Here is an 18,004-nt window from a genome sequence, read left to right on the forward strand (position 1 = left end):
GACGCCGAAGCACGAGATGCTTCGAGCCCTGCTTCGCAAGCTCAGCAGGACGCCGCTCAACACGACTCGACCGATACTGACCAGGTCCGGGTCACTGTCGGTGCTCTCGACGATGGTTTTTACGTTGCGGACAACGGTCCCGGTATCCCCGACGATAAAAAAGAGGACGTATTCGACCGCGGCTACACGACCCACGAAGACGGCACCGGATTCGGGCTCCGGATCGTCGAAGTAGTGGCGAACGCCCACGGATGGGCGGTCAATCTCACCGACAGCGAGTCCGGCGGCGCGCGGTTCGAGATCAGAACGGAGTGAAGTTCCAACTACTCCAGATGGTCGAGAACCCAGTTCGAACCCTCAGCCATCGAGATGGTTGAGAACCCCTTCTGTATCGCCCGGAACCGGCTCCGGATCGCCACCGGCTGCGGCGGCCTCGTCCGGATCTTTCAGCAGATGGCCAGTCGTGAGACAGACCACGTTCTCATCGCGGCCGATCACGTCCTGCTCGCGGAGCTTTCGGAGTCCAGCGACGGAGGCCGCGCTCGCGGGTTCGACACCGACGCCTTCTTCGGCGAGCGAGCGCTGGGCGTCGGTGATCTGGTCGTCCGAGACGGCAACTGCAGTCCCACCGGTTTCTCGAATTCCCGGCAATGCCTTCGGCGCGTTGACGGGGTTGCCGATCCGGATCGCAGTGGCCCGGGTCTCGACCGACTCCCAGCGGTTGATCTCGTCGTTGCCCTCCTCGACGGCTTCGACCATCGGCGCGGCTCCCTCAGCCTGTACACCGGTGAGTTTGGGCACCTCGTCTTCGTCGAGTGCGCCCGACTGGACGAGTTCGCGGAAGGCTTTGTACAGTGCGCTGGTGTTACCCGCGTTGCCCACGGGAAGGACGATCCGGTCGGGGAACTCGCCGGTCCGCTCTTGACACTGTTCGAGAATTTCGAGGCCAATCGTCTTCTGACCCTCCAGCCGGAAGGGGTTTAGCGAGTTCAGCAGGTAGACGTGCCCGCTGGTCGCGAGGTCCTGCACGATGTCGAGACAGGTGTCGAAGTTGCCGTCGACTTCGAGGATGCGTGCGCCGTGGAGGCTGGCCTGTGCAACCTTCCCTGCGGCGACTTTTCCTGCAGGGAGGAGGACGAGTGTCTCCAGTTCCGAGCGTGCGCCGTAGGCCGACAGCGCGGCGCTGGTGTTACCGGTCGACGCACAGGCGAGCCGGTCGACGCCGAGGCGGCTGGCGACCTGAACGCCGACGGTCATCCCGCGGTCCTTGAAACTGCCCGTCGGGTTCATCCCCTCGTGTTTCACGTGGAGATGATCGACGCCGGTCTCGGATTCCAGTTCGGGCACCTCGTACAGCGGCGTGTTACCCTCCTGGATCGTCACGCCCATCTCGACCGGTAGGGCGTCGTCATAGCGCCAGACGCCGGTGCCCTCGAAGTCCTCGAACGTGGGGAGGTCGGCGTACCGGACCTCGAGGAGCCCGCCACATTCGGGACAGGTGAAAACGACGTCGTCGAAGGGTGCCAGGGTGTGATCGCAGTCGATGCAGGACAGCCAGACGCCGTCCTCGGCTTCCGGCGGTGCGTTCGCGGCCGGAGCGTCGAGTTTCATGCTCATTACCCGTGTGATAGCACCGCAATGGGAAAAACGGCGCGGGTTCGGCGCTCGCGGGCAAGTTGGCAGTGTTTTTACGCAGCCCCCGAAAACGATACTGTATGACCTACGACCCGCAATCAGTCGAAGCGCGGTGGCGGGAGCGCTGGGCCCAGCAGGGCCAGTACGAGTCCGATCCCGACCCGGACGAGGAGGCGACGTTCATCACCGTTCCGTACCCCTATCCGAGCGGCGGAATGCACGTCGGCCACGTCCGAACCTACACCGTCCCGGACGTCTACGCGCGCTATCGCCGACAGCAGGGCGACAACGTGCTCTTTCCGATCGCGTGGCACGTCACCGGAACGCCCATCGTCGGTGCGGTCGAGCGCCTGAAAAAGGGCGAGGAGGACCAGCTCGACGTCCTGACGAACACGTACAACGTTCCTGAAGACGAACTGCAGGATCTGGAGACCCCGATGGGCTTTGCCCGGTACTTCATCGACAACTTCTACAAGTCCAATATGAAGGACCTCGGGCTCTCGATCGACTGGCGGCGGGAGTTCACGACCAACGACGAGCGCTACTCGAAGTTTATCACCTGGCAGTACGAGACGCTCAAAGAGCGTGGTCTGCTGGAGAAGGGACTCCACCCGGTCAAGTACTGTACCGAACAGGAGAACCCGGTGACGACTCACGACCTGCTCGAGGGCGAGGACGTCGAGTATCAGGAGTACACCCTCGTCAAGTTCACCGCGACCGACGACGGAACGACGATTCCGATGGCGACGCTCCGCCCCGAGACCGTCCGGGGCGTGACCAACGCCTTCGTCAATCCCGGGGAAACGTACGCCGCCGCATCCGTCGACGGCGAGGAGTGGATCGTTTCCGTCGAGGCGACCGAGAAGCTCTCCCTGCAGGATCGCGAGGTCGAGATCCGCGAGAAGTTCACCGGCGAGGAACTGGTCGGGCGGACGGTCGAGAACCCAGTCACTGGCGACGAACTGCTGATCTTGCCGGCCGACTTCGTAGACCCCGATAGCGCGAGCGGTGTCGTGATGTCCGTCCCGGCCCACAGCCCCGACGACTACATCGCTCTGCAGGAAGCCAAAGCGCAGGCCGACGAGCTCACCGAGTACGGAATCGATCCCGACGCGGTCCGGGCGATCGAACCGATCCCGATTCTCGATGTCGAGGACTACGGCGAGATTCCTGCGAAAGACGCCGTCGAATCTGCTGGAATCGAGCACAGCGACGATCCCGACCTGCCCGAGGTCACCAAGGAGCTGTACAACAGGGAGTTCCACACCGGCGAACTCCACGAGGAGTACGGCGAGTTCGCGGGCCGCGTCATCGAGGAGGTCCGCGAGGAGCTGGCGGCAGCGTTCCGCGAGCGCGGCGCGTTCGGACAGCTCTATGACTTCCCCGAGCCAGTCATCTCTCGGGCTGGCGGGAAAGTCGTCGTCGCCTATCAGGACACCTGGTTCCTTCGGTACAACGACGCCGACTGGAAAGCCAAAGCCCACGCCGCTATCGACGGGCTGGATGCCATCCCCGAGAACACCCGTGAGCAGTACGACCACACGGTCGACTGGCTGAACGAGTGGCCCTGCATCAGAAACTACGGGCTGGGGACGAAACTGCCGTGGGACGACGACTTCGTTATCGAGCCGCTCTCGGACTCGACGATCTACATGGCCTACTACACTATCGCTCACCGGCTGGAGTCGGTCCCGCCGGAGCAGATGGACCGGGAGTTCTTCGATACGCTGTTTTACGGTGCCGACGCGGTTGACAGCCCCAACGACACCGCACTCGACCTGCGCGAGGAGTGGGACTACTGGTATCCGGTCGATTACCGCTGCTCGGGCAACGATCTGATCTCGAACCACCTGAGCTTCTACCTGTTCCACCACGCAGAACTGTTCGACGAAGCCCAGTGGCCCCAGGGGATCACCTCGATGGGGATGGGACTGCTGGAAGGCAAAAAGATGTCATCGTCCAGCGGCCACGTCGTCCTGCCCTCGAACGCAATCGAGAAGTACGGCGCGGACACTGTCCGCTTTTTCCTGCTCAACTCCGCCGAGCCGTGGCAGGACTACGACTGGCGGGCAGAACAGGTCGAAAGCACTCGCGACCAGCTCGATCGATTCTGGGAGCGCGCCCAGGAGCTAATCGACGCGGATGCACCCGACACGGAGCCCGAACTCGAACATATCGACCGCTGGCTGCTGGCGCGACTACAGGAAACTGTCGAGACCGCCACCGAGGCGATGGAGCGCTTCGAGACCAGAACCGCGAGCCAGACCGCCTTCTACGGCTTTGAGGAGCATCTCAAGTGGTACCGTCGCCGGACCGACCTCGACCGTCCGGGGGCACGGTGGACGCTCCGAAACGTCCTCGAAACGCGGCTACGCCTGCTCGCGCCGTTTACACCCTTCCTGGCGAATGAACTCCACGAGCAGCTCACCGGGACGCCCGCCGAGGAGGCCCCGTGGCCGCAGGTCGACGAGGACCGCCGGAGCGAGCGCACGCTTGCCGAGGAGCGACTGATCGAGACGCTGTACGACGACGTCGCCGACATCGTCGACGTCACCGGCACCGATCCCGATCGGATCCGTGTGTACGCGCCCGCTGCCTGGAAACGAGACGTCCTCGATCAGGTTATCGAGACCGGCCCGGACGTCGGCGCAGTGATGGGCGAGGTCATGCAGGATCCCGCCCTGCGCGAGAAAGGTAACGATGTCAACGACCTCGTTGGCGATCTGGTCGAGTTCGTCCGCGAGCGCGACGAGGACACGCTGGACGCGCTGCGAGCGATCGACGAACGGTCGGTGTACGAGGAAGCCGCCCCGTTCCTCGCCGACGAGTTCGACGCCGAGGTGACGGTCTACGCGGAGGCGGGCGAGGATATCGAGGATCCCGACGACAAAGCCTCTGCGGCGGTGCCGTTCCGACCGGCGATCCACCTCGAATAGCGCGCCAGCGATCCGATCCTCCCGTCCTGCTTATAAGCGCTCGAACGGATACTATCCTATGAGTACCGACGATACCGACGACGAGCTTTCGCTTCCAAAAGAAGTACTCCGAACCGTCACGCCCGGCGTGAAGGGCAAACGTGACCCCGATATGGACGTCATCGGCTGGGGGATCCTGCTCGGAATGCTCGTCTTGCTGGTCCCGCTGTTGCCCTTTATTATCATCGTCGTGGTATTCACCAAGCTACTCGACTTGCTCTCCCGGCTCCGTGGCGAGTGAGCTGACGAGCTCGAAGCCGTAACCGTCCCCGCTCTCACGGGCACGCTCGTAGACGACGTGAGCCGCTGCAACGTCCTGGATCGCCAGTCCTGTCGAATCGAACACGGTCACACCATCCGCTTCGGTGCGCGCTTCTTGATCGCCGGTCACGATGTCGCCGAGTTCGCCGTACAGGTCGTCGTCGTCCAGTACGCCCTCGCTCCAGGGAACGTTGATCTCGCCCGAGTGGGTACACTGCTCGTAGTCGTCGATCACCAGTTTCGCGGCCCGGAGTACCTGATCGCCAATCTCGTGTTTTCCCGCGGCATCCGCACCGATGGCGTTGATATGGGTCTGCTCGCCCAGATCGGCGAGGCCGACGATCGGCTCTTCGAGTGGGGTAACCGTCGAGAGCACGTCGCAGTGGCCCGCCTCGCGTATGGTGCCAGATCGCACGTCGAAGCGCCCCTCGAACGCGGTGACGAACCGTTCGGCGCGTTCCTCGTCGATGTCACTGACGACAACTTCCTCGATGGGCCGGACCCGTGCAATCGCCTCCAGCTGGGTGTACGACTGGACGCCAGCGCCGACCAGCCCCAGACTCGTCGCGTCTTCGACCGCGAGATAATCGGTCGCCACGGCCGCAGCCGCTCCGGTTCGCTTCTCGGTGATCACGGTCCCGTCCATGATCGAGAGCGGGTATGCCGTCTCCAGATCGGAGTAGATGACAGTGCCGAGAACGGTTGGCAGGCCGTGTTCAGTGGGGTTGTCGGGATGTACGTTGACCCACTTGACCGCGGCGGCATCCCACTCGCCAGCGTCCATGTAGGCCGGCATCGACCGAAAATCGCCGTTGTACTGTGGGAGGTCGATGTAGGATTTGGCTGGCATCTGCACGTCACCGCGAGCGTAGGCGGCAAAGGCCTCTTCGACCGCGTCGATCATCTCGTCAAGCTGCGCGTTCGCCTCGACGTCGTCCCCGTTCAGCAGTACCGTCTCCATACTGAGAGTTTCGGGTGACGGGCCTTAGTTGCTGTTCCCGCGGGGATCTATATCGGGAGCGCCCATTGGTTCGGATATGTCGTTTACGTTCGCCGACGAGGACAGGCTCGCCCGGACGCAGGCACACGAACTCGCGCTTTCGTGTCTCATTGCCGGTATCGAGGCGGCAAACCCCCGCCGGGCGGTCGACCGAATCGTCGACCTCGACGGAAGCGACCTGCTCGTTCGACCGGACGACGATTCGACGTATCGCTATGATCTGGACGTGTACGACCGTATACTCGTCGTCGGTGGCGGCAACGCGGCCGCTCACCTCGCGAGCGGCCTCGAAGGGATCCTCGACACTCGGATCGACGATGGCGTCGTCGTTACTGACGACCCGGTGGCGATCGAGCACGTCGATATCGAACCGGGAGACCATCCCGTTCCCAGCGAGCGCGGCGTCGAGAGTACGCGATCCCTCCTCGACGCTGCCGATCGGGCTGGCGAGGGCGACCTCGTTCTCGCCGCGTTCACCGGCGGCGGCAGCGCCCTGCTGCCCGCCCCTGCTGGCGACCTCGCGCTCGACGATCTACGGGCCACGGCGGAAGCCCTGCTGGCAAGCGGTGCGACGATCGACGAGATCAACGCCGTCCGCAAGCACTGCTCGGCGATCAAGGGCGGTCGGCTCGCCCGTCGTGCCGCCCCGGCGACCGTCGTCGGCCTCGTCGTGAGCGACGTGATCGGCGACGACCGCTCGGTCATCGCGAGTGGCCCGCTCGCCCCCGATCCGACGACCTACGCCGATGCGCTCGCCGTCCTCGACCGATACGACGTCGACGTCCCGGCGGCGGTTCGCGAGCACCTCCAGTGCGGCGACGACGGCGACTTCGCGGAGACACCGACCGACGGTGACCCGGTGTTCGAGCGTGTTGAGACTCACATCATCGCGAGTGCGACCGACGCGCTGGATGCGGCCCGGGGTGTCGCGGCGGATCGTGGCTACGATACGGCGATCCTCTCCTCGCGCGTCCGCGGCGAGGCCCGCGAAGCCGCCAGGACACACGTCGCGATCGCCGAGGAGTGTCGAGCGACCGGAAATCCGCTCACGCCGCCCGCGGTCGTCCTCTCGGGCGGTGAGACCACCGTCACGCTGACAGACGATCACGGTTCGGGCGGGCCGAATCAGGAGTTCGCGCTGAGCGCCGCCTGCGAACTCGACGCGGCGGATATCGTCGTCGCCAGCGTCGATACCGACGGCATCGATGGGAATACCGATGCGGCGGGTGCGCTCGTCGATGCCGAAACGATCGATCCGGCGGCAGGCCGGGCGGCACTCGATCGCAACGACGCCTATTCAGTGCTCGACGAGGCGGGCGCGCTGCTCCGTTCGGGTCCGAGCGGGACGAACGTCAACGATCTGCGCGTGATCGTCGTCGAGGAGCGCTCGTAGCCGATCAGCTCAGCCTGTACGGTAGCCGCTCCGCTGGCGAGTAGCGTGTCCGAAAGAAAGCGTAGTTGTGTTCTGGAAGACGAGTCGACTGAACGGCGTCAGGGGCGTGAAAGCGGTTGTGACCTATTTCACAGCGCCTTCGCCGAGCGAAGCTCAGCGGCCAATGTGAAATCAGAAACAGCCTGATTTCACATTGCGCCGCCCATGCCGCCCATACCGCCCATGCCACCCATGCCGCCGGGTGCGCCGCCGGGACCGCCTGCTGGCTCGTCGTCGTCATCGTCCGTGCCGCCGCCCTTGAGGTCGCCTGCGGCGATCACGTCGTCGATACGCAGGATCATCACGGCCGCCTCGGTGGCGGACTCGATGGCCTGGGTCTTGACGCGGAGCGGCTCGACGACGCCCTCGGCTTCCATGTCGATGACGTCACCGGTGTAGGCGTCCAGCCCAGCCGTGCTGTTGCCGCTGTCGTGCTCACTACGGAGCTCGACGAGCGAGTCGATGGGGTCGAGACCGGCGTTCTCGGCCAGCGTCCGTGGACCGACTTCCAGCGCGTCGGCGAAGGCTTCGACGGCGAGCTGCTCACGGCCGCCGACGGAGTCGGCGAACTGGCGCAGTTCGAGGGCGAGTTCGGTCTCGGGTGCGCCGCCGCCGGGCAGGACTTTGCCGTCCTCCAGGGTGACGCTCACGACGCCGAGACTGTCCTCGATGGCGCGCTCGACCTCGTCGACGACGTGCTCGGTGCCGCCGCGCAGCAGCAGCGTGACGGACTTTGCGTCCTCGACGTCCTCGACGAGAATCTGCTGGCTGCCGGCGACCTCCTGCTGGGAGACGCTCCCGGCGAAGCCAAGGTCGTCGGCCTCGATGTCGGAGACGTTCGAGATGACGCGTGCACCCGTCGAGCGGGCGAGCTTCTCGGCGTCGGAGGACTTGACGCGGCGAACCGCGAGGATGCCCTCCTGAGCGAGGTAGTGCTGGGCCATGTCGTCGATACCGTCCTCGACGAAGGCGACGTCGACACCGGCGTCGGCGAGGTCGTCGACCATCTCGCGGAGCTGGGCTTCCTCCTGGTCGAGGAACTCCTGGAGCTGGTCGGGGTCGGTGACGTTGACCTCGGCGTCGATCTCGGTCTCTTTGACTTCCAGCGCGTCGTCGATGACGGCGACGTTGGCGTCCTCGACGAAGTAGGGCATGTTCTCGTGGACGCGATCCTTGTCGATGAGGACGCCCTCGATGAGCTCGGACTCGTCGACTGCGCTGCCGACGACTTTCTCGACTTTGATGTTGTCCGTGTCGACCTCGTCGCCGTCTGCGACGGCGCTGACTGCACGGACGACGAGTTCGGCGAGGTGGTCTTTGGCGTTTTCGGCGCCTTTACCGGTCATCGCCGTCGCGGCGATGGATTCGAGCGTCTCTGTGTCGTCGGCGCTGACGTCGATCGCGATGTCCTCGACGATCTCTTTTGCTTTTTCGGCGGCCTGACGGTACCCCTGTGCGAGCGTGGTTGCGTGGATGTCCTGATCGAGAAGATCCTCGGCTTCCTTGAGGAGTTCACCGGAGACAACGACCGCGGAGGTCGTCCCGTCGCCGACCTCGTCCTCCTGGGTCTCGGCGACTTCGACGATCATGTTCGCGGCGGGGTGCTCGATGTCCATCTCCTTGAGGATCGTGACGCCGTCGTTCGTGACGACGACGTTCCCCGTGGAGTCGACGAGCATCTTGTCCATGCCTTTCGGGCCGAGCGTGGTCCGAACGGATTCGGCGACGGCCTTGCCGGCTGTGATGTTCATCGACTGTGCGTCCTTTCCGGAGGTACGCTGGCTCTCCTCGGAAAGTACAATCATCGGCTGGTTGCCCATCTGCTGTGACATAATCAACAATGAGTTGATTGCCATTCTATATAAATGTTTTGCTCCACGGAGCACAACACACGGACAGTGCTGGTGCTATTTGTGTTAGTTGTTGACAATGACAGGGGTTTATATACGATACTGAGCGGCGCAGCCGTCAGTCCTTCGGGTAGCTACTCGCCTTCTGGCTCCGGTTCTTCGGGTGCCTGCAGATCGCTCGCCGAGACGAGTTGCTGGACGGTGTCTAGCTCCAGTGCTGCGATCAGCTCCTCGGGCTCACCGTCGGCACGAACCGCTCCAGTTCGCGGGAACTCCTCGACGATCTCGATCGAGTACTCGTCACCGATTTCGGTCCGCATCGCATCTATTTCCTCCTCGATGAACTCGATGATCTCGCCTTCACGTTCCTGGAACCGAGCCTGGATCTCCGCCTGTGCATCCTCCTCGTCGAGTTCGCCGTCCTCGACTTCCTGCTGGACCTCCTCTTGGACCTCCTGCTGGATGGTCGCCTGAATCTCCTGGAGTTGCTGCTGGTCGATACTGGCGACGATTCCGATGCCGCTCTCACTGGCCGCCTCGTCGTCGTCTCCCAGTCCTAACTGTTCAGTACAGCCTGCAAGCAGTGCTGTGCCACCGATACCCGCACCCTGAAGGAACCGTCGACGCCCCGCCTCAAAGTTGTCTACCATTCACCGACAGTAGCCGCTGGAGAAGATTAACCCCTGTGAAAGCGATTCCCTGTCCTCCCAAACCGTTCCGGACACTCGGGACAACTGTCAACCGCTGTACTGGTGGTAGTCCATCCCCTGGCGCTTGAGTTCGTTGTGTTTGCGCTCCAGGAAGGAGTAGACCGAGCCGTGTGGCGCGCCGTCGATGATCATCTCTGCGGCGTCCCGAACTGTCTCGACTTCCTGTGGCGTGCCGATCGTCGCCAGCGTCGACCCGTAGATGACGACTGCCGCACCGGTGAGCTCTTCCATCAGCTCGCGTGTCCGGCCGTTCTCGCCGATCAGTCGGCCCTTCTGGCGCTTGAGGTCGTTCTTGTTGCGCGTGGCCGCGCCGATATCGATGATATCGAGCATCATCATCTCGTCGTCGAGCAGGGCCATCGCGTCCTCGGGTGCGAACCCGCGGCCGATCGCGCGGACGATCTCCGGCCCCTTGAGCGCGGTCACCGGATCGCCGGTCTTTTCGATCCCCACCGAGCCGTTTTCGGAGTCGACATCGAGTCGCACCTCCGCTCGCCGTTCGATCTCGCGGAGCGTCTCACCCCCTTCGCCGATCAGCGCACCGATCCGGTCCTGCGGAATCTTCACGTGTTGCATGGGTAGCGGTAGTAGGTCGATCTGTAAAAGCTTTCTCCGGGACGCCGTACCGTGCGTAGTCGAAACGTCCAATTCGGTGCGCTTCGAAGGGTCCACTGTGGAGTTCGATCTCCGATCCGCCCGCTCTGACGACAGCCTCGGGGTCCGGTCCTTGCTCGATGCCGCCGTCCTTGCAGTCGATGACATCGACGACCGGATCGCGGCAGGTGATGTCCTCGTTGCAACCGCAGACGGTCGAATCGTCGGCGTCGTCGTTCTCGACTCGCGGCCCGATGTGACTCATATCGTGGGAATCGCCGTTCAGCGTCGTCGCCGCGCGAAGGGCATCGGCACCGCGCTCGTCGAAGCGGCGAGTCGCCGTGGCCCGCTTACCGCAGAGTTCGACGAGCGCGTCAGGCCGTTCTACGAGTCACTCGGATTCGAGATCGAACCGGCTGACGACCCCGGCCGGTGTCGGGGTGTTCTCGACCGGGCCTGATCGACTGGCGCCGCGGAACCCACAGCGCCGGATCGAAACGGCTGGTCTTTTACCCCAGACTTCCTCAGATACGAGTAATGACACGGATCGTTGCGGTCCCCGGCAGTCTCCGCTCGGAGAGCTACACGCGGACTGCCCTCCTGTATGCCCTCGACAGCGCCGAACGGGCCGGTGCAGAGACGGAACTCCTCGACCTCCGGGAATACGATCTCCCGCTTTACAACCCGGACCTCGATTCACCGGGAGATAGTGAACTGGTCAAGCGCCGGATCCGCGAGGCTGATGGCGTCCTGATCGGCTCGCCCAACTACCATGGGAGCTACTCCGCCGCCTTCCGCAATTTTCACGATTACTGCAGCTACGACGACTTCGAGGACACGGTTGTCGGTCTGCTCGCTGTCGCGGGCGGGGACGCGTACGCGAGTACGCTCGATCACCTCCGGGTTACGATGCGTGGCGTCCACGCCTGGGTACTGCCAGAACAGGTTGGTATCCCGAACGTCTACGACCAGTTCGAGTCGGACGCCGAGGCTATCGACGGACGGGCGTTCGTCGATTCCGAGATACACCAGCGCGTCGACGAACTCGGGCGGTTGATTGTCGAGCACGCCGAGCGGCTGGGACGGCCCACCGATCTCCGGATCGACACCAACAATTAACCCTTGGTCAACTCCTCTCCTCGATCAACTGCTCTTTTTGTGCTCGCGTCAGCTGTTTGATCTCATACTCCCGAGCCATCGCCGCGGACCTGGTGTCGTGGGGTTCTGAATGGACCAGCTCGACCGGCGTCCTGCCACGAGTGTACTTCGCGCCCGCACCGCTATCGTGCTCGTCAACGCGACGCTCGATGTCGGTGGTGTAGCCGGTGTAGAGCGTCCCGTCGGCACACTCCAGCACGTATACGTAGTGTGTACCCATCGGTGGTGAATCGGACACGGTACAGGTAAAGGCTCCGCGTGGTGATCACCGCGCTGGACTTCCCGGAACGGACTTACGCTTGCTGTGCACGAAGGCGTGCTGCCTCCGCGATACCGGCGTTAGCCGAACAGCTCGGACACGCAAAGATCCGCCCGTATTCGTCAGCGAAGACGCGCTCGAAACGCTCTGAGACGTGCGCGTTACAGTGGTCACACGTGGGCATTGGGCACAACCGGCACAGATAGTACCGGCATCCAATGGTACGTTCTGTCGCACCATATACTTTTCTAAACCACCATCGTTATCTCTCACAACGAAAAGTTTGTTTTCAGAGTTGTAAAGTCCAGTGTAGTGTTGACCTGACCACGAATAACTGATAATCCGGTGAACTCGGCGGGTTGTGGATGTGTCCGTACTGTCGCGCGGGCTGGTCACCAACCGAAGATCAGCGGTGGATTTCTACTGTCTGGACTTTATATCCTGTTACTATGGGGGAATATATGGGCATGACCAGTGCTGGACAACCGTGAGAGGCCCGCTCGCCGGTCGATTTGGGAACGCTTATAAAGTGCGATTTTCAATCTGAGCCCGTATGGCAGATCTAATTGTCAAAGCCGCCGTGAAGGAAGCGCTCGACGACAAGAACGTTGCATCGGACTTCTACGAAGCACTCGACGAGGAAGTCGACGAGCTCCTCGAAGACGCCGCCGCACGCGCCGAGGCCAACGACCGGAAGACGGTCCAGCCTCGCGACCTGTAATTCGGTTCGATCCAACTCCGTTTTTTTGAGCGAACCACAACGGGTAGGCTCGCCTACAGCCGTTCTACGGTTACGTCATCGGCAGTACCAACATGAATCTCGTCGGCGAGATCGACGAATAGGCCGTGCTCGACGACCCCCGGCAGCGTCGATAGTTGCTCCGCCAGCGTGTCCGGCGTCTCGATCGGTCCGAACTCACAGTCGAGGACGACGTTGCCGTTGTCGGTGACAACCGGTCCGTCCTTTCGCTCCGCGCTCCGGAGCGAGGGCTCCCCGCCCAGCTCCCGTATCTCGCGTTCCACGACGGGTCGCGCTGCTGGCAGCGTCTCGACCGGAACGGGGCTGTCGAGCGTTTCGGCGCGCTTGCTCGGGTCGGCGACCACGAGGAAACGGTCGGCTGTGGCGTCTACGACCTTCTCGCGAGCGTGGGCCCCCCCACCGCCTTTGATCAACTGGCCGTCCGCAATCTGGTCAGCCCCGTCAATCGCGAGGTCGACGCCCGGAACCTCGTCGAGGTCGACGACTGGGATCTCCTCCTCGATCGCTAGCTGGCGGGACTGAAACGATGTCGGCACTCCCTCGACATCGAGACCATCTCGTATTTTGTCTCCGATCGCTCTGATGGCGTGGGCTGCGGTGCTTCCGGTCCCGAGGCCCACAACCATCCCGTCCTCGACCGCGGTTGCCGCGTGCTCCCCGGCGCGACGTTTCGCCTTTCTCGATCCGCCTGTGTTTTTCATACCCATCACTGCACAGGCAGACGGCAAAAACGTTTGAGATCCTGTCGGTCCGATTGGCGAACTGGCGACACCGACTACGTCCGGCGGGATGTGTCGCACGACGGCTATCCCCGCCGGAGCCACGTTCAGCGCATGGTCGGATGTCGCCGCCCTCTCGGGTATAAACTCTCGGCCAGTGATCAGCCATCGTCCAGCGCTTCGTGGATCTCCCCAACTAGCCGCTTTGCCTCGTCGACGTGTTCGTCCGCCGCCGGGTCGCCGGTAGTGTCAATCTCCGAGAGCAGCCTGTCGACGTGGCCGATCCGTTCTCCGATCACATCGGGGGACACGTCGGCTCCAGCGATATCTCCGGCGATAGCTTCGGCTTCGCCGATCCAGCGGCTGGCGTCTCGGTCAACCGGCCGTTCGGCAGTGGCTTTGAGGTGTGAATACAGCTCCGCAGTGAGCGCCTGTCGGTCGTCAGTCATTGAGCCGCTCCAGCACCTCCTCCGACTCGTAGGCGAGCGAGAGCGCCCGCGAGCGTCCACGCCCCTCGATCTCGGCGTACTCGGTCTCGACGATACCGAGCTTTTCGAGTTTATTGACGATCTCCGAGTACCGGGTGTATCCCAGGTCGGTGCGGTCGTTGAAAACATCGTAGACCTCGCCTGCCTGCTCACCGTCGTGCTCGGCGATGACCTCGACGAGCGTTTGCTCGTTGTCGGTGAGATTGTTGAGGTTCCGCGAGAGGTGGATGTATTTGGATTTCTCGTAGGCGTCTTCGGCATCCTGGACGCTGATGGTCCGACTGGCGCGCATCTCTGCGTTCAGGCCAGCCCGCCGGAGCAGGTCGATCCCCACCCGGAGATCGCCGCTGTTGGCGGTGAGTTCGGCGACGCGTTCGAGCACATCCGTGGTGACGACGCCCTCGTGAAAGCCCCGTTTCGCGCGCTCGCGGAGGATATCGACGATCTCTCCCTCACCATAGCGGTTGAAGTACACCTCCTCGGGCCGGAAGACACTCTGAACGCGGCTATCGAGCTCGTCGATAACCTCCAGATCGGGGTCCGAGGAGATGACGATCACGCCGATCTTCGCACCGGTGTGTTCCTCGTGGGCACGGAGCAGCGAGTAGAGGGTATCCGACGCCTCGTTCTCGTAGAACAGGTAGTTCACGTCGTCGAGCGCGACGACGAGTACCTCCTCGTCCTCGACGAGCCTGTCGGTGATCTGGGTAAACAGTTTCTTGAACGAGATCCCGCTGGTCGGCGGTTCGTAGTCGAAGACGCCCTCGAACAGCCGGGAGAATACGGAGTATCGCGTCCCGTTGACCTGACAGTTTACCCTGACCGTCTTGATATCCGTCTGTGCACGGAGTTCGCTGAACAGTTTCTGGACTGCGGTCGTCTTCCCAGTCCCCGGTGGACCACGCACCATCGCGTTGAGCGGGCGCGAGCCACGCACTGCGGGCCGCAACGCGTACTTGAGACTCTCCATCTGGCTCCCGCGGTGTTTGAACGTTTCCGGTACGTAATCGATCTCGAAGACGTGCTCGTCCCGAAAGACAGTCTCGTCCCAGCCGAGCATATCGTCTTCGGGATCGTCACTCATCACTTTCACCGTGCTTGCGAATCCACTTAACCCTTCGGCAGTCGCACGTCAGACGCCGAGAATCGGCCCTCTGCGTCCGTTTCGATCAGTCGAAAACCTCGACGGTCACGTCGCCGGTGCTCGACCTGACTCGCACCCGATGGGTCCCATCGCCAAGCGTCCCCTCGAACCGTCCGGACCGCTGTGCGACGGCCTCGAACTGTCCCGCGCCAGTCACGTCGCCCGTACTGCTCTCGGCGTCGGCGGTGACGTCGAGTTCGGGCGCGACCCGCAGGGCTACGTCGCCTGTGTCCGTATCGATCGACACGTCACCGTCCAGCGCCGGAAACCCGACCTCGACGTCGCCCGTGTCGGTGTCTACCTGTCGGAGCATCCGACCGTCCTCGACGGACAGGTCACCCGTGTTCGTCCTGACCCCGGTCGGCGTCGCCGCGTCGCCGGTCTCGACGTCGCCAGTATTCGTCCGAACCTCGGCCACGCCATCAGTCACCTGGATGTCGCCTGTATTTGTCTCCACGTCGGTTTCGGTGTCCCCGGTGGCAGCGGTCAGATCACCCGTATTCGTCTCCAACCGGGCCACAGCTACCGAGGACGGTACGGTGACGTTCAGATCGATCCGTGGTGTCGAACCGAACAGCAGGCCGCTCGCATCGGTATTGCCCTGGACGCGCAGGGCCAGCGAGTCCCCGTTTCGCTCCGCTTCGAGTGTGAGTTCGTCCAGCTGGTCCTCGTCGTTCGCCTGCCTTTCGCCCTCCACGAGCACGTCGTCGCGGTCAGCGGTATCGACTGTCAGGTCGCCGACGCGGGTTTCGACCGTCAGTTGCTCCGTCTCATACGTCCGGCTTATCTCCTCCGTCACGCCGTCGCCGACCGATACACAGCCCGCGAGGGCACCGATTGCCGCCGTTCCGAGCCCACCGAGGAGCGTTCGGCGCGATTCCTCTCGTGTCATATCTTCGTGTTTACCCTCCAGGGGTTTTAATCCGGACCGTCAGTTACCGACGTAGCAACCCTGAGAAAGATTTTTGTACCGGCATTCTCACTCGAATTTCTCCAGTAGTTCGGCGTAGAACTCGGTATCGTGCTCCCCCGCCAGTTTCTCGACGATCAACTCCGGCGTCGAGCGAGCGAGGTGATCTTTGACCGGCGAGCGGTTGACCTGCAACTCGCCGTCGACCAGCCCCTCGGCCTCGATGCCATCGACTGCCACGTCGAAGGTGGCTGTCTCGCGGATCTCGCCCGCGAGGTGGGAGACGAACACGGCGGTCGCACCGTTCTCGTCGAGTGCTTCGAGGATACCCGCGATGATCTTCGCGCTCGCGCCCGGTTCGGTGATGCTTTCGAGTTCGTCGACGAGGACGAGACTGCCAGCGCCGCCGGTCGCCAGCCCCGCGAACTCCCGGACTGTGCTCTCGAACGCCCCGGCGTCGAGGGTTCCCTGTGTTTTGGCGTGGTAGTGCAGATCCTCGAACCGGTCGATTCGGGCCGTGTCGGCGGGCACGGGCAGGCCCATGTGGGCGAGGATCGTCACCGCGGCGACCAGATCGAGCGTCGACGTCTTGCCACCGGAGTTCACGCCCGACAGGAGGGCAACGCCGCCGATCTCGTAGTCGACCGGATCGACGTCCTCGATCGGGACATCTAGCAGGGGCGAGCGCCCGCCCTCGATACCGACATGTCCCTCGTCGCCGCCGAACTCGGGCATCGTGCAGTCGAAGTCGTCGGCGAAACGCGCAACTGCGAGTTCGACGTCGAGTTCGAGCGCCGCCCGGACCAGTGCCTCGGCATCCGCGCGCTCGTCGGCAAGATCGCTTGCGAGGTCTCGCTTGAGCCGGGTGGCACGCCGATCGCGGGCGGTTTTGAGCTCCTCGCGAAGCCGGGAGATCGCTTCTTCGTTTCGCTCGACCGGGAAATGAGGATCCTCGCCGAACGCCCGGCGGGCGATATCGGCCTCGCCACTGTCGAGGGCGAGCGAGCCGATCAGCTCCTCGCGGGCGGCGTCGACCGCCTCCGCGTACTCGTCGGCCAGTTCGCGGGAGAGCAACGAATCGACGCCCGCGCCCTGTTCGACCAGCGAGAGCAGGTCGGCTCCTTCGACTGTGACGTCCTGCTCGCGGATCGACTGGCGGAGGTGATCGTTGGCCACGCTCTCGGCGGTCGAGACGGCGGCGTCCAGATCATCGACGGCGGTCGAGAGCCGGTCGAGTTCGTCGTCACCTGCAACAGTTCCGTCCGTATCGAGGCGGTCGAGCGCGGCTTCCAGCATGTCGAGATCGCAGGGCGGGTCCAGGTCGGTCAGTCGGTGGACGCGGATCGCCGCGCGCAGTCGATCGCGGTTGGCCGCGAAGAAGGCCAGCGGACGCTCGGGGACGATCTCGCTCGGCTCGTCGAGCGCCTTGGGCTGTACCCTGACATCCCCCTCGACGTCGACCCCGGCGAAGGCCTCGTCGATGGCGATAACAGTTGAATAGCCCCGCGCGAGTTCGGCCAGCCCGCGGGCGTCCTCGACGACCTCGACGCTCAATTCGGGGATGGCCTCCGTGGCCTCCCGGTACCGCTCGGCGTCGGTCGTCGCCAGACACCGATCCCGGACCCGCACGTCGCTTGGCTCGTCGAGCGGTTCGACGGCTTCGAGCGCGTCGAGCGCCTCGGGGTCGGCCTCCCGATCCATCGCCGCCTCGACGAAAGACCGTACCTCCTCGACGCGACTCTCCGCGCTCGTGGGGAAGAACGTCTCCAGCCGTCGCTCGGCGTAGGTCGTCACCGTTCGCTCCTGTAGCAGGGAAAGCACCTCGCGGTAGATCTCTCTGGCCCGGTTCGTCGCCAGGAACTCCCCGTCGTCGCCGTGTTCCTGCCGGATCGCGCCGCGAGCGATCCGGGCCGCGCGTCCCTGTGTGATACCCGGTGCGTGCGAGAGCGCCGCGACGTCGCCGGTCTCCAGCGCCCGCTCGGGGTCGTCTAGCTCGGCCAGCGCCGTCGCCGTCTTCTCGCCGACGCCCGGGATCGCCTCGAACTCCATCACTCGCCACATTCGATGCGACCGAGAAAAAGGTCCCGGCGTGGGCGGGTCGAACATCAG

Annotated in this window: 19 protein-coding genes; 7 read left to right on the top strand and 12 right to left on the bottom strand. The window is 63.7% G+C overall.

What is annotated here, in order from left to right; all coding sequences use genetic code 11:
• Positions 1 to 315: sensor histidine kinase (locus AArcSt11_RS01490; RefSeq protein WP_250593905.1), on the top strand; the 315-nt coding region annotated here is incomplete at its 5' end.
• Positions 316 to 357: 42 nt separating this feature from the next.
• Here AArcSt11_RS01490 and thrC read toward each other — a convergent pair.
• Positions 358 to 1,617 carry a threonine synthase gene (gene thrC, locus AArcSt11_RS01495; RefSeq protein ID WP_250593907.1) on the bottom strand — a complete coding sequence of 420 codons (1,260 nt, stop codon included), beginning with the start codon at positions 1,615 to 1,617 and terminating at the stop codon, positions 358 to 360.
• A gap of 98 nt (positions 1,618 to 1,715) precedes the next feature.
• Between thrC and leuS the strand changes: the two genes are divergently transcribed.
• Together leuS and AArcSt11_RS01505 are read left to right on the top strand one after the other, a co-directional pair.
• The gene (gene leuS / locus AArcSt11_RS01500) at positions 1,716 to 4,571 is read left to right on the top strand and encodes a leucine--tRNA ligase (protein ID WP_250593909.1); all 2,856 of its coding nucleotides are present in this window, start codon (positions 1,716 to 1,718) and stop codon (positions 4,569 to 4,571) included.
• 58 nt (positions 4,572 to 4,629) lie between these two features.
• Positions 4,630 to 4,851: a DUF7535 family protein gene (locus AArcSt11_RS01505; protein WP_250593911.1), complete on the top strand. Its 222-nt coding sequence runs from the start codon at positions 4,630 to 4,632 to the stop codon at positions 4,849 to 4,851.
• On the opposite strand, the gene AArcSt11_RS01510 is transcribed toward AArcSt11_RS01505, so the two are convergent.
• Positions 4,816 to 5,832, bottom strand: coding sequence for an ornithine cyclodeaminase family protein (locus tag AArcSt11_RS01510; protein WP_250593913.1), 1,017 nt, complete (start codon positions 5,830 to 5,832; stop codon positions 4,816 to 4,818). The two genes, AArcSt11_RS01505 and AArcSt11_RS01510, sit on opposite strands and share 36 nt — an antisense overlap.
• Before the next feature lie 76 nt (positions 5,833 to 5,908).
• Here AArcSt11_RS01510 and AArcSt11_RS01515 point away from each other — a divergent pair, with 76 nt between their 5' ends.
• On the top strand, positions 5,909 to 7,264 hold the full coding sequence (locus AArcSt11_RS01515) for a glycerate kinase type-2 family protein (protein ID WP_250593915.1): 1,356 nt from the start codon (positions 5,909 to 5,911) through the stop codon (positions 7,262 to 7,264).
• A gap of 188 nt (positions 7,265 to 7,452) precedes the next feature.
• Here the strand turns inward: AArcSt11_RS01515 and thsA are convergent, their stop codons facing one another.
• The 3 genes from thsA to AArcSt11_RS01530 form a co-directional block, all read right to left on the bottom strand.
• Complete coding sequence (gene thsA, locus AArcSt11_RS01520; RefSeq protein ID WP_250594952.1) at positions 7,453 to 9,123, bottom strand: thermosome subunit alpha; 1,671 nt, start codon at positions 9,121 to 9,123, stop codon at positions 7,453 to 7,455.
• Positions 9,124 to 9,287: 164 nt separating this feature from the next.
• On the bottom strand, positions 9,288 to 9,803 hold the full coding sequence (locus tag AArcSt11_RS01525; RefSeq protein WP_250593917.1) for a hypothetical protein: 516 nt from the start codon (positions 9,801 to 9,803) through the stop codon (positions 9,288 to 9,290).
• Between the two features lie 87 nt (positions 9,804 to 9,890).
• Complete coding sequence (locus AArcSt11_RS01530; protein ID WP_250593919.1) at positions 9,891 to 10,439, bottom strand: KH domain-containing protein; 549 nt, start codon at positions 10,437 to 10,439, stop codon at positions 9,891 to 9,893.
• Positions 10,440 to 10,536: 97 nt separating this feature from the next.
• Between AArcSt11_RS01530 and AArcSt11_RS01535 the strand changes: the two genes are divergently transcribed.
• Together AArcSt11_RS01535 and AArcSt11_RS01540 are read left to right on the top strand one after the other, a co-directional pair.
• The gene (locus AArcSt11_RS01535; RefSeq protein ID WP_250593921.1) at positions 10,537 to 10,917 is read left to right on the top strand and encodes a GNAT family N-acetyltransferase; all 381 of its coding nucleotides are present in this window, start codon (positions 10,537 to 10,539) and stop codon (positions 10,915 to 10,917) included.
• 77 nt (positions 10,918 to 10,994) lie between these two features.
• The gene (locus AArcSt11_RS01540; RefSeq protein WP_250593923.1) at positions 10,995 to 11,576 is read left to right on the top strand and encodes an NADPH-dependent FMN reductase; all 582 of its coding nucleotides are present in this window, start codon (positions 10,995 to 10,997) and stop codon (positions 11,574 to 11,576) included.
• A gap of 7 nt (positions 11,577 to 11,583) precedes the next feature.
• Here AArcSt11_RS01540 and AArcSt11_RS01545 read toward each other — a convergent pair whose 3' ends face one another.
• A complete protein-coding gene (locus AArcSt11_RS01545) occupies positions 11,584 to 11,835 on the bottom strand; it encodes a GIY-YIG nuclease family protein (RefSeq protein ID WP_250593925.1) in 252 nt (83 codons plus the stop codon).
• 73 nt (positions 11,836 to 11,908) lie between these two features.
• Positions 11,909 to 12,058, bottom strand: coding sequence for a DUF7563 family protein (locus AArcSt11_RS17195; RefSeq protein WP_238478302.1), 150 nt, complete (start codon positions 12,056 to 12,058; stop codon positions 11,909 to 11,911).
• A gap of 369 nt (positions 12,059 to 12,427) precedes the next feature.
• Here AArcSt11_RS17195 and AArcSt11_RS01550 point away from each other — a divergent pair, with 369 nt between their 5' ends.
• Positions 12,428 to 12,595: a DUF1931 family protein gene (locus AArcSt11_RS01550; RefSeq protein WP_238478301.1), complete on the top strand. Its 168-nt coding sequence runs from the start codon at positions 12,428 to 12,430 to the stop codon at positions 12,593 to 12,595.
• A gap of 53 nt (positions 12,596 to 12,648) precedes the next feature.
• Here AArcSt11_RS01550 and rpiA read toward each other — a convergent pair whose 3' ends face one another.
• From rpiA to AArcSt11_RS01575, 5 genes are all read right to left on the bottom strand, one after another.
• Positions 12,649 to 13,335, bottom strand: coding sequence for a ribose-5-phosphate isomerase RpiA (rpiA, locus tag AArcSt11_RS01555; RefSeq protein WP_250593927.1), 687 nt, complete (start codon positions 13,333 to 13,335; stop codon positions 12,649 to 12,651).
• Between the two features lie 179 nt (positions 13,336 to 13,514).
• Positions 13,515 to 13,802 carry a DUF8152 family protein gene (locus AArcSt11_RS01560; protein WP_250593929.1) on the bottom strand — a complete coding sequence of 96 codons (288 nt, stop codon included), beginning with the start codon at positions 13,800 to 13,802 and terminating at the stop codon, positions 13,515 to 13,517.
• Positions 13,795 to 14,925 (bottom strand): ORC1-type DNA replication protein, encoded by a 1,131-nt coding sequence (locus tag AArcSt11_RS01565; protein WP_250593931.1) that lies wholly within the window; start codon positions 14,923 to 14,925, stop codon positions 13,795 to 13,797. Before AArcSt11_RS01565 ends, AArcSt11_RS01560 begins: the two co-directional genes overlap by 8 nt.
• A gap of 85 nt (positions 14,926 to 15,010) precedes the next feature.
• Positions 15,011 to 15,877: a DUF4097 family beta strand repeat-containing protein gene (locus AArcSt11_RS01570; protein ID WP_250593933.1), complete on the bottom strand. Its 867-nt coding sequence runs from the start codon at positions 15,875 to 15,877 to the stop codon at positions 15,011 to 15,013.
• Positions 15,878 to 15,964: 87 nt separating this feature from the next.
• A complete protein-coding gene (locus AArcSt11_RS01575) occupies positions 15,965 to 17,944 on the bottom strand; it encodes a MutS-related protein (protein ID WP_250593935.1) in 1,980 nt (659 codons plus the stop codon).
• Between the last annotated feature and the right edge of the window lie 60 nt (positions 17,945 to 18,004).

Source organism: Natranaeroarchaeum aerophilus, assembly GCF_023638055.1.
Taxonomy (GTDB): domain Archaea; phylum Halobacteriota; class Halobacteria; order Halobacteriales; family Natronoarchaeaceae; genus Natranaeroarchaeum; species Natranaeroarchaeum aerophilum.

Bases quoted from the DNA above. Each gene is read 5' to 3' on its own strand.
- thrC (WP_250593907.1), bottom strand. From the start codon at position 1,617: ATGAGCATGAAACTCGACGCTCCGGCCGCGAACGCACCGCCGGAAGCC.
- leuS (WP_250593909.1), top strand. From the start codon at position 1,716: ATGACCTACGACCCGCAATCAGTCGAAGCGCGGTGGCGGGAGCGCTGG.
- AArcSt11_RS01505 (WP_250593911.1), top strand. From the start codon at position 4,630: ATGAGTACCGACGATACCGACGACGAGCTTTCGCTTCCAAAAGAAGTA.
- AArcSt11_RS01510 (WP_250593913.1), bottom strand. From the start codon at position 5,832: ATGGAGACGGTACTGCTGAACGGGGACGACGTCGAGGCGAACGCGCAG.
- AArcSt11_RS01515 (WP_250593915.1), top strand. From the start codon at position 5,909: ATGTCGTTTACGTTCGCCGACGAGGACAGGCTCGCCCGGACGCAGGCA.
- thsA (WP_250594952.1), bottom strand. From the start codon at position 9,123: ATGGGCAACCAGCCGATGATTGTACTTTCCGAGGAGAGCCAGCGTACC.
- AArcSt11_RS01525 (WP_250593917.1), bottom strand. From the start codon at position 9,803: ATGGTAGACAACTTTGAGGCGGGGCGTCGACGGTTCCTTCAGGGTGCG.
- AArcSt11_RS01530 (WP_250593919.1), bottom strand. From the start codon at position 10,439: ATGCAACACGTGAAGATTCCGCAGGACCGGATCGGTGCGCTGATCGGC.
- AArcSt11_RS01540 (WP_250593923.1), top strand. From the start codon at position 10,995: ATGACACGGATCGTTGCGGTCCCCGGCAGTCTCCGCTCGGAGAGCTAC.
- AArcSt11_RS01545 (WP_250593925.1), bottom strand. From the start codon at position 11,835: ATGGGTACACACTACGTATACGTGCTGGAGTGTGCCGACGGGACGCTC.
- AArcSt11_RS17195 (WP_238478302.1), bottom strand. From the start codon at position 12,058: ATGCCCACGTGTGACCACTGTAACGCGCACGTCTCAGAGCGTTTCGAG.
- AArcSt11_RS01550 (WP_238478301.1), top strand. From the start codon at position 12,428: ATGGCAGATCTAATTGTCAAAGCCGCCGTGAAGGAAGCGCTCGACGAC.
- rpiA (WP_250593927.1), bottom strand. From the start codon at position 13,335: ATGAAAAACACAGGCGGATCGAGAAAGGCGAAACGTCGCGCCGGGGAG.
- AArcSt11_RS01560 (WP_250593929.1), bottom strand. From the start codon at position 13,802: ATGACTGACGACCGACAGGCGCTCACTGCGGAGCTGTATTCACACCTC.
- AArcSt11_RS01565 (WP_250593931.1), bottom strand. From the start codon at position 14,925: ATGAGTGACGATCCCGAAGACGATATGCTCGGCTGGGACGAGACTGTC.
- AArcSt11_RS01570 (WP_250593933.1), bottom strand. From the start codon at position 15,877: ATGACACGAGAGGAATCGCGCCGAACGCTCCTCGGTGGGCTCGGAACG.
- AArcSt11_RS01575 (WP_250593935.1), bottom strand. From the start codon at position 17,944: ATGGAGTTCGAGGCGATCCCGGGCGTCGGCGAGAAGACGGCGACGGCG.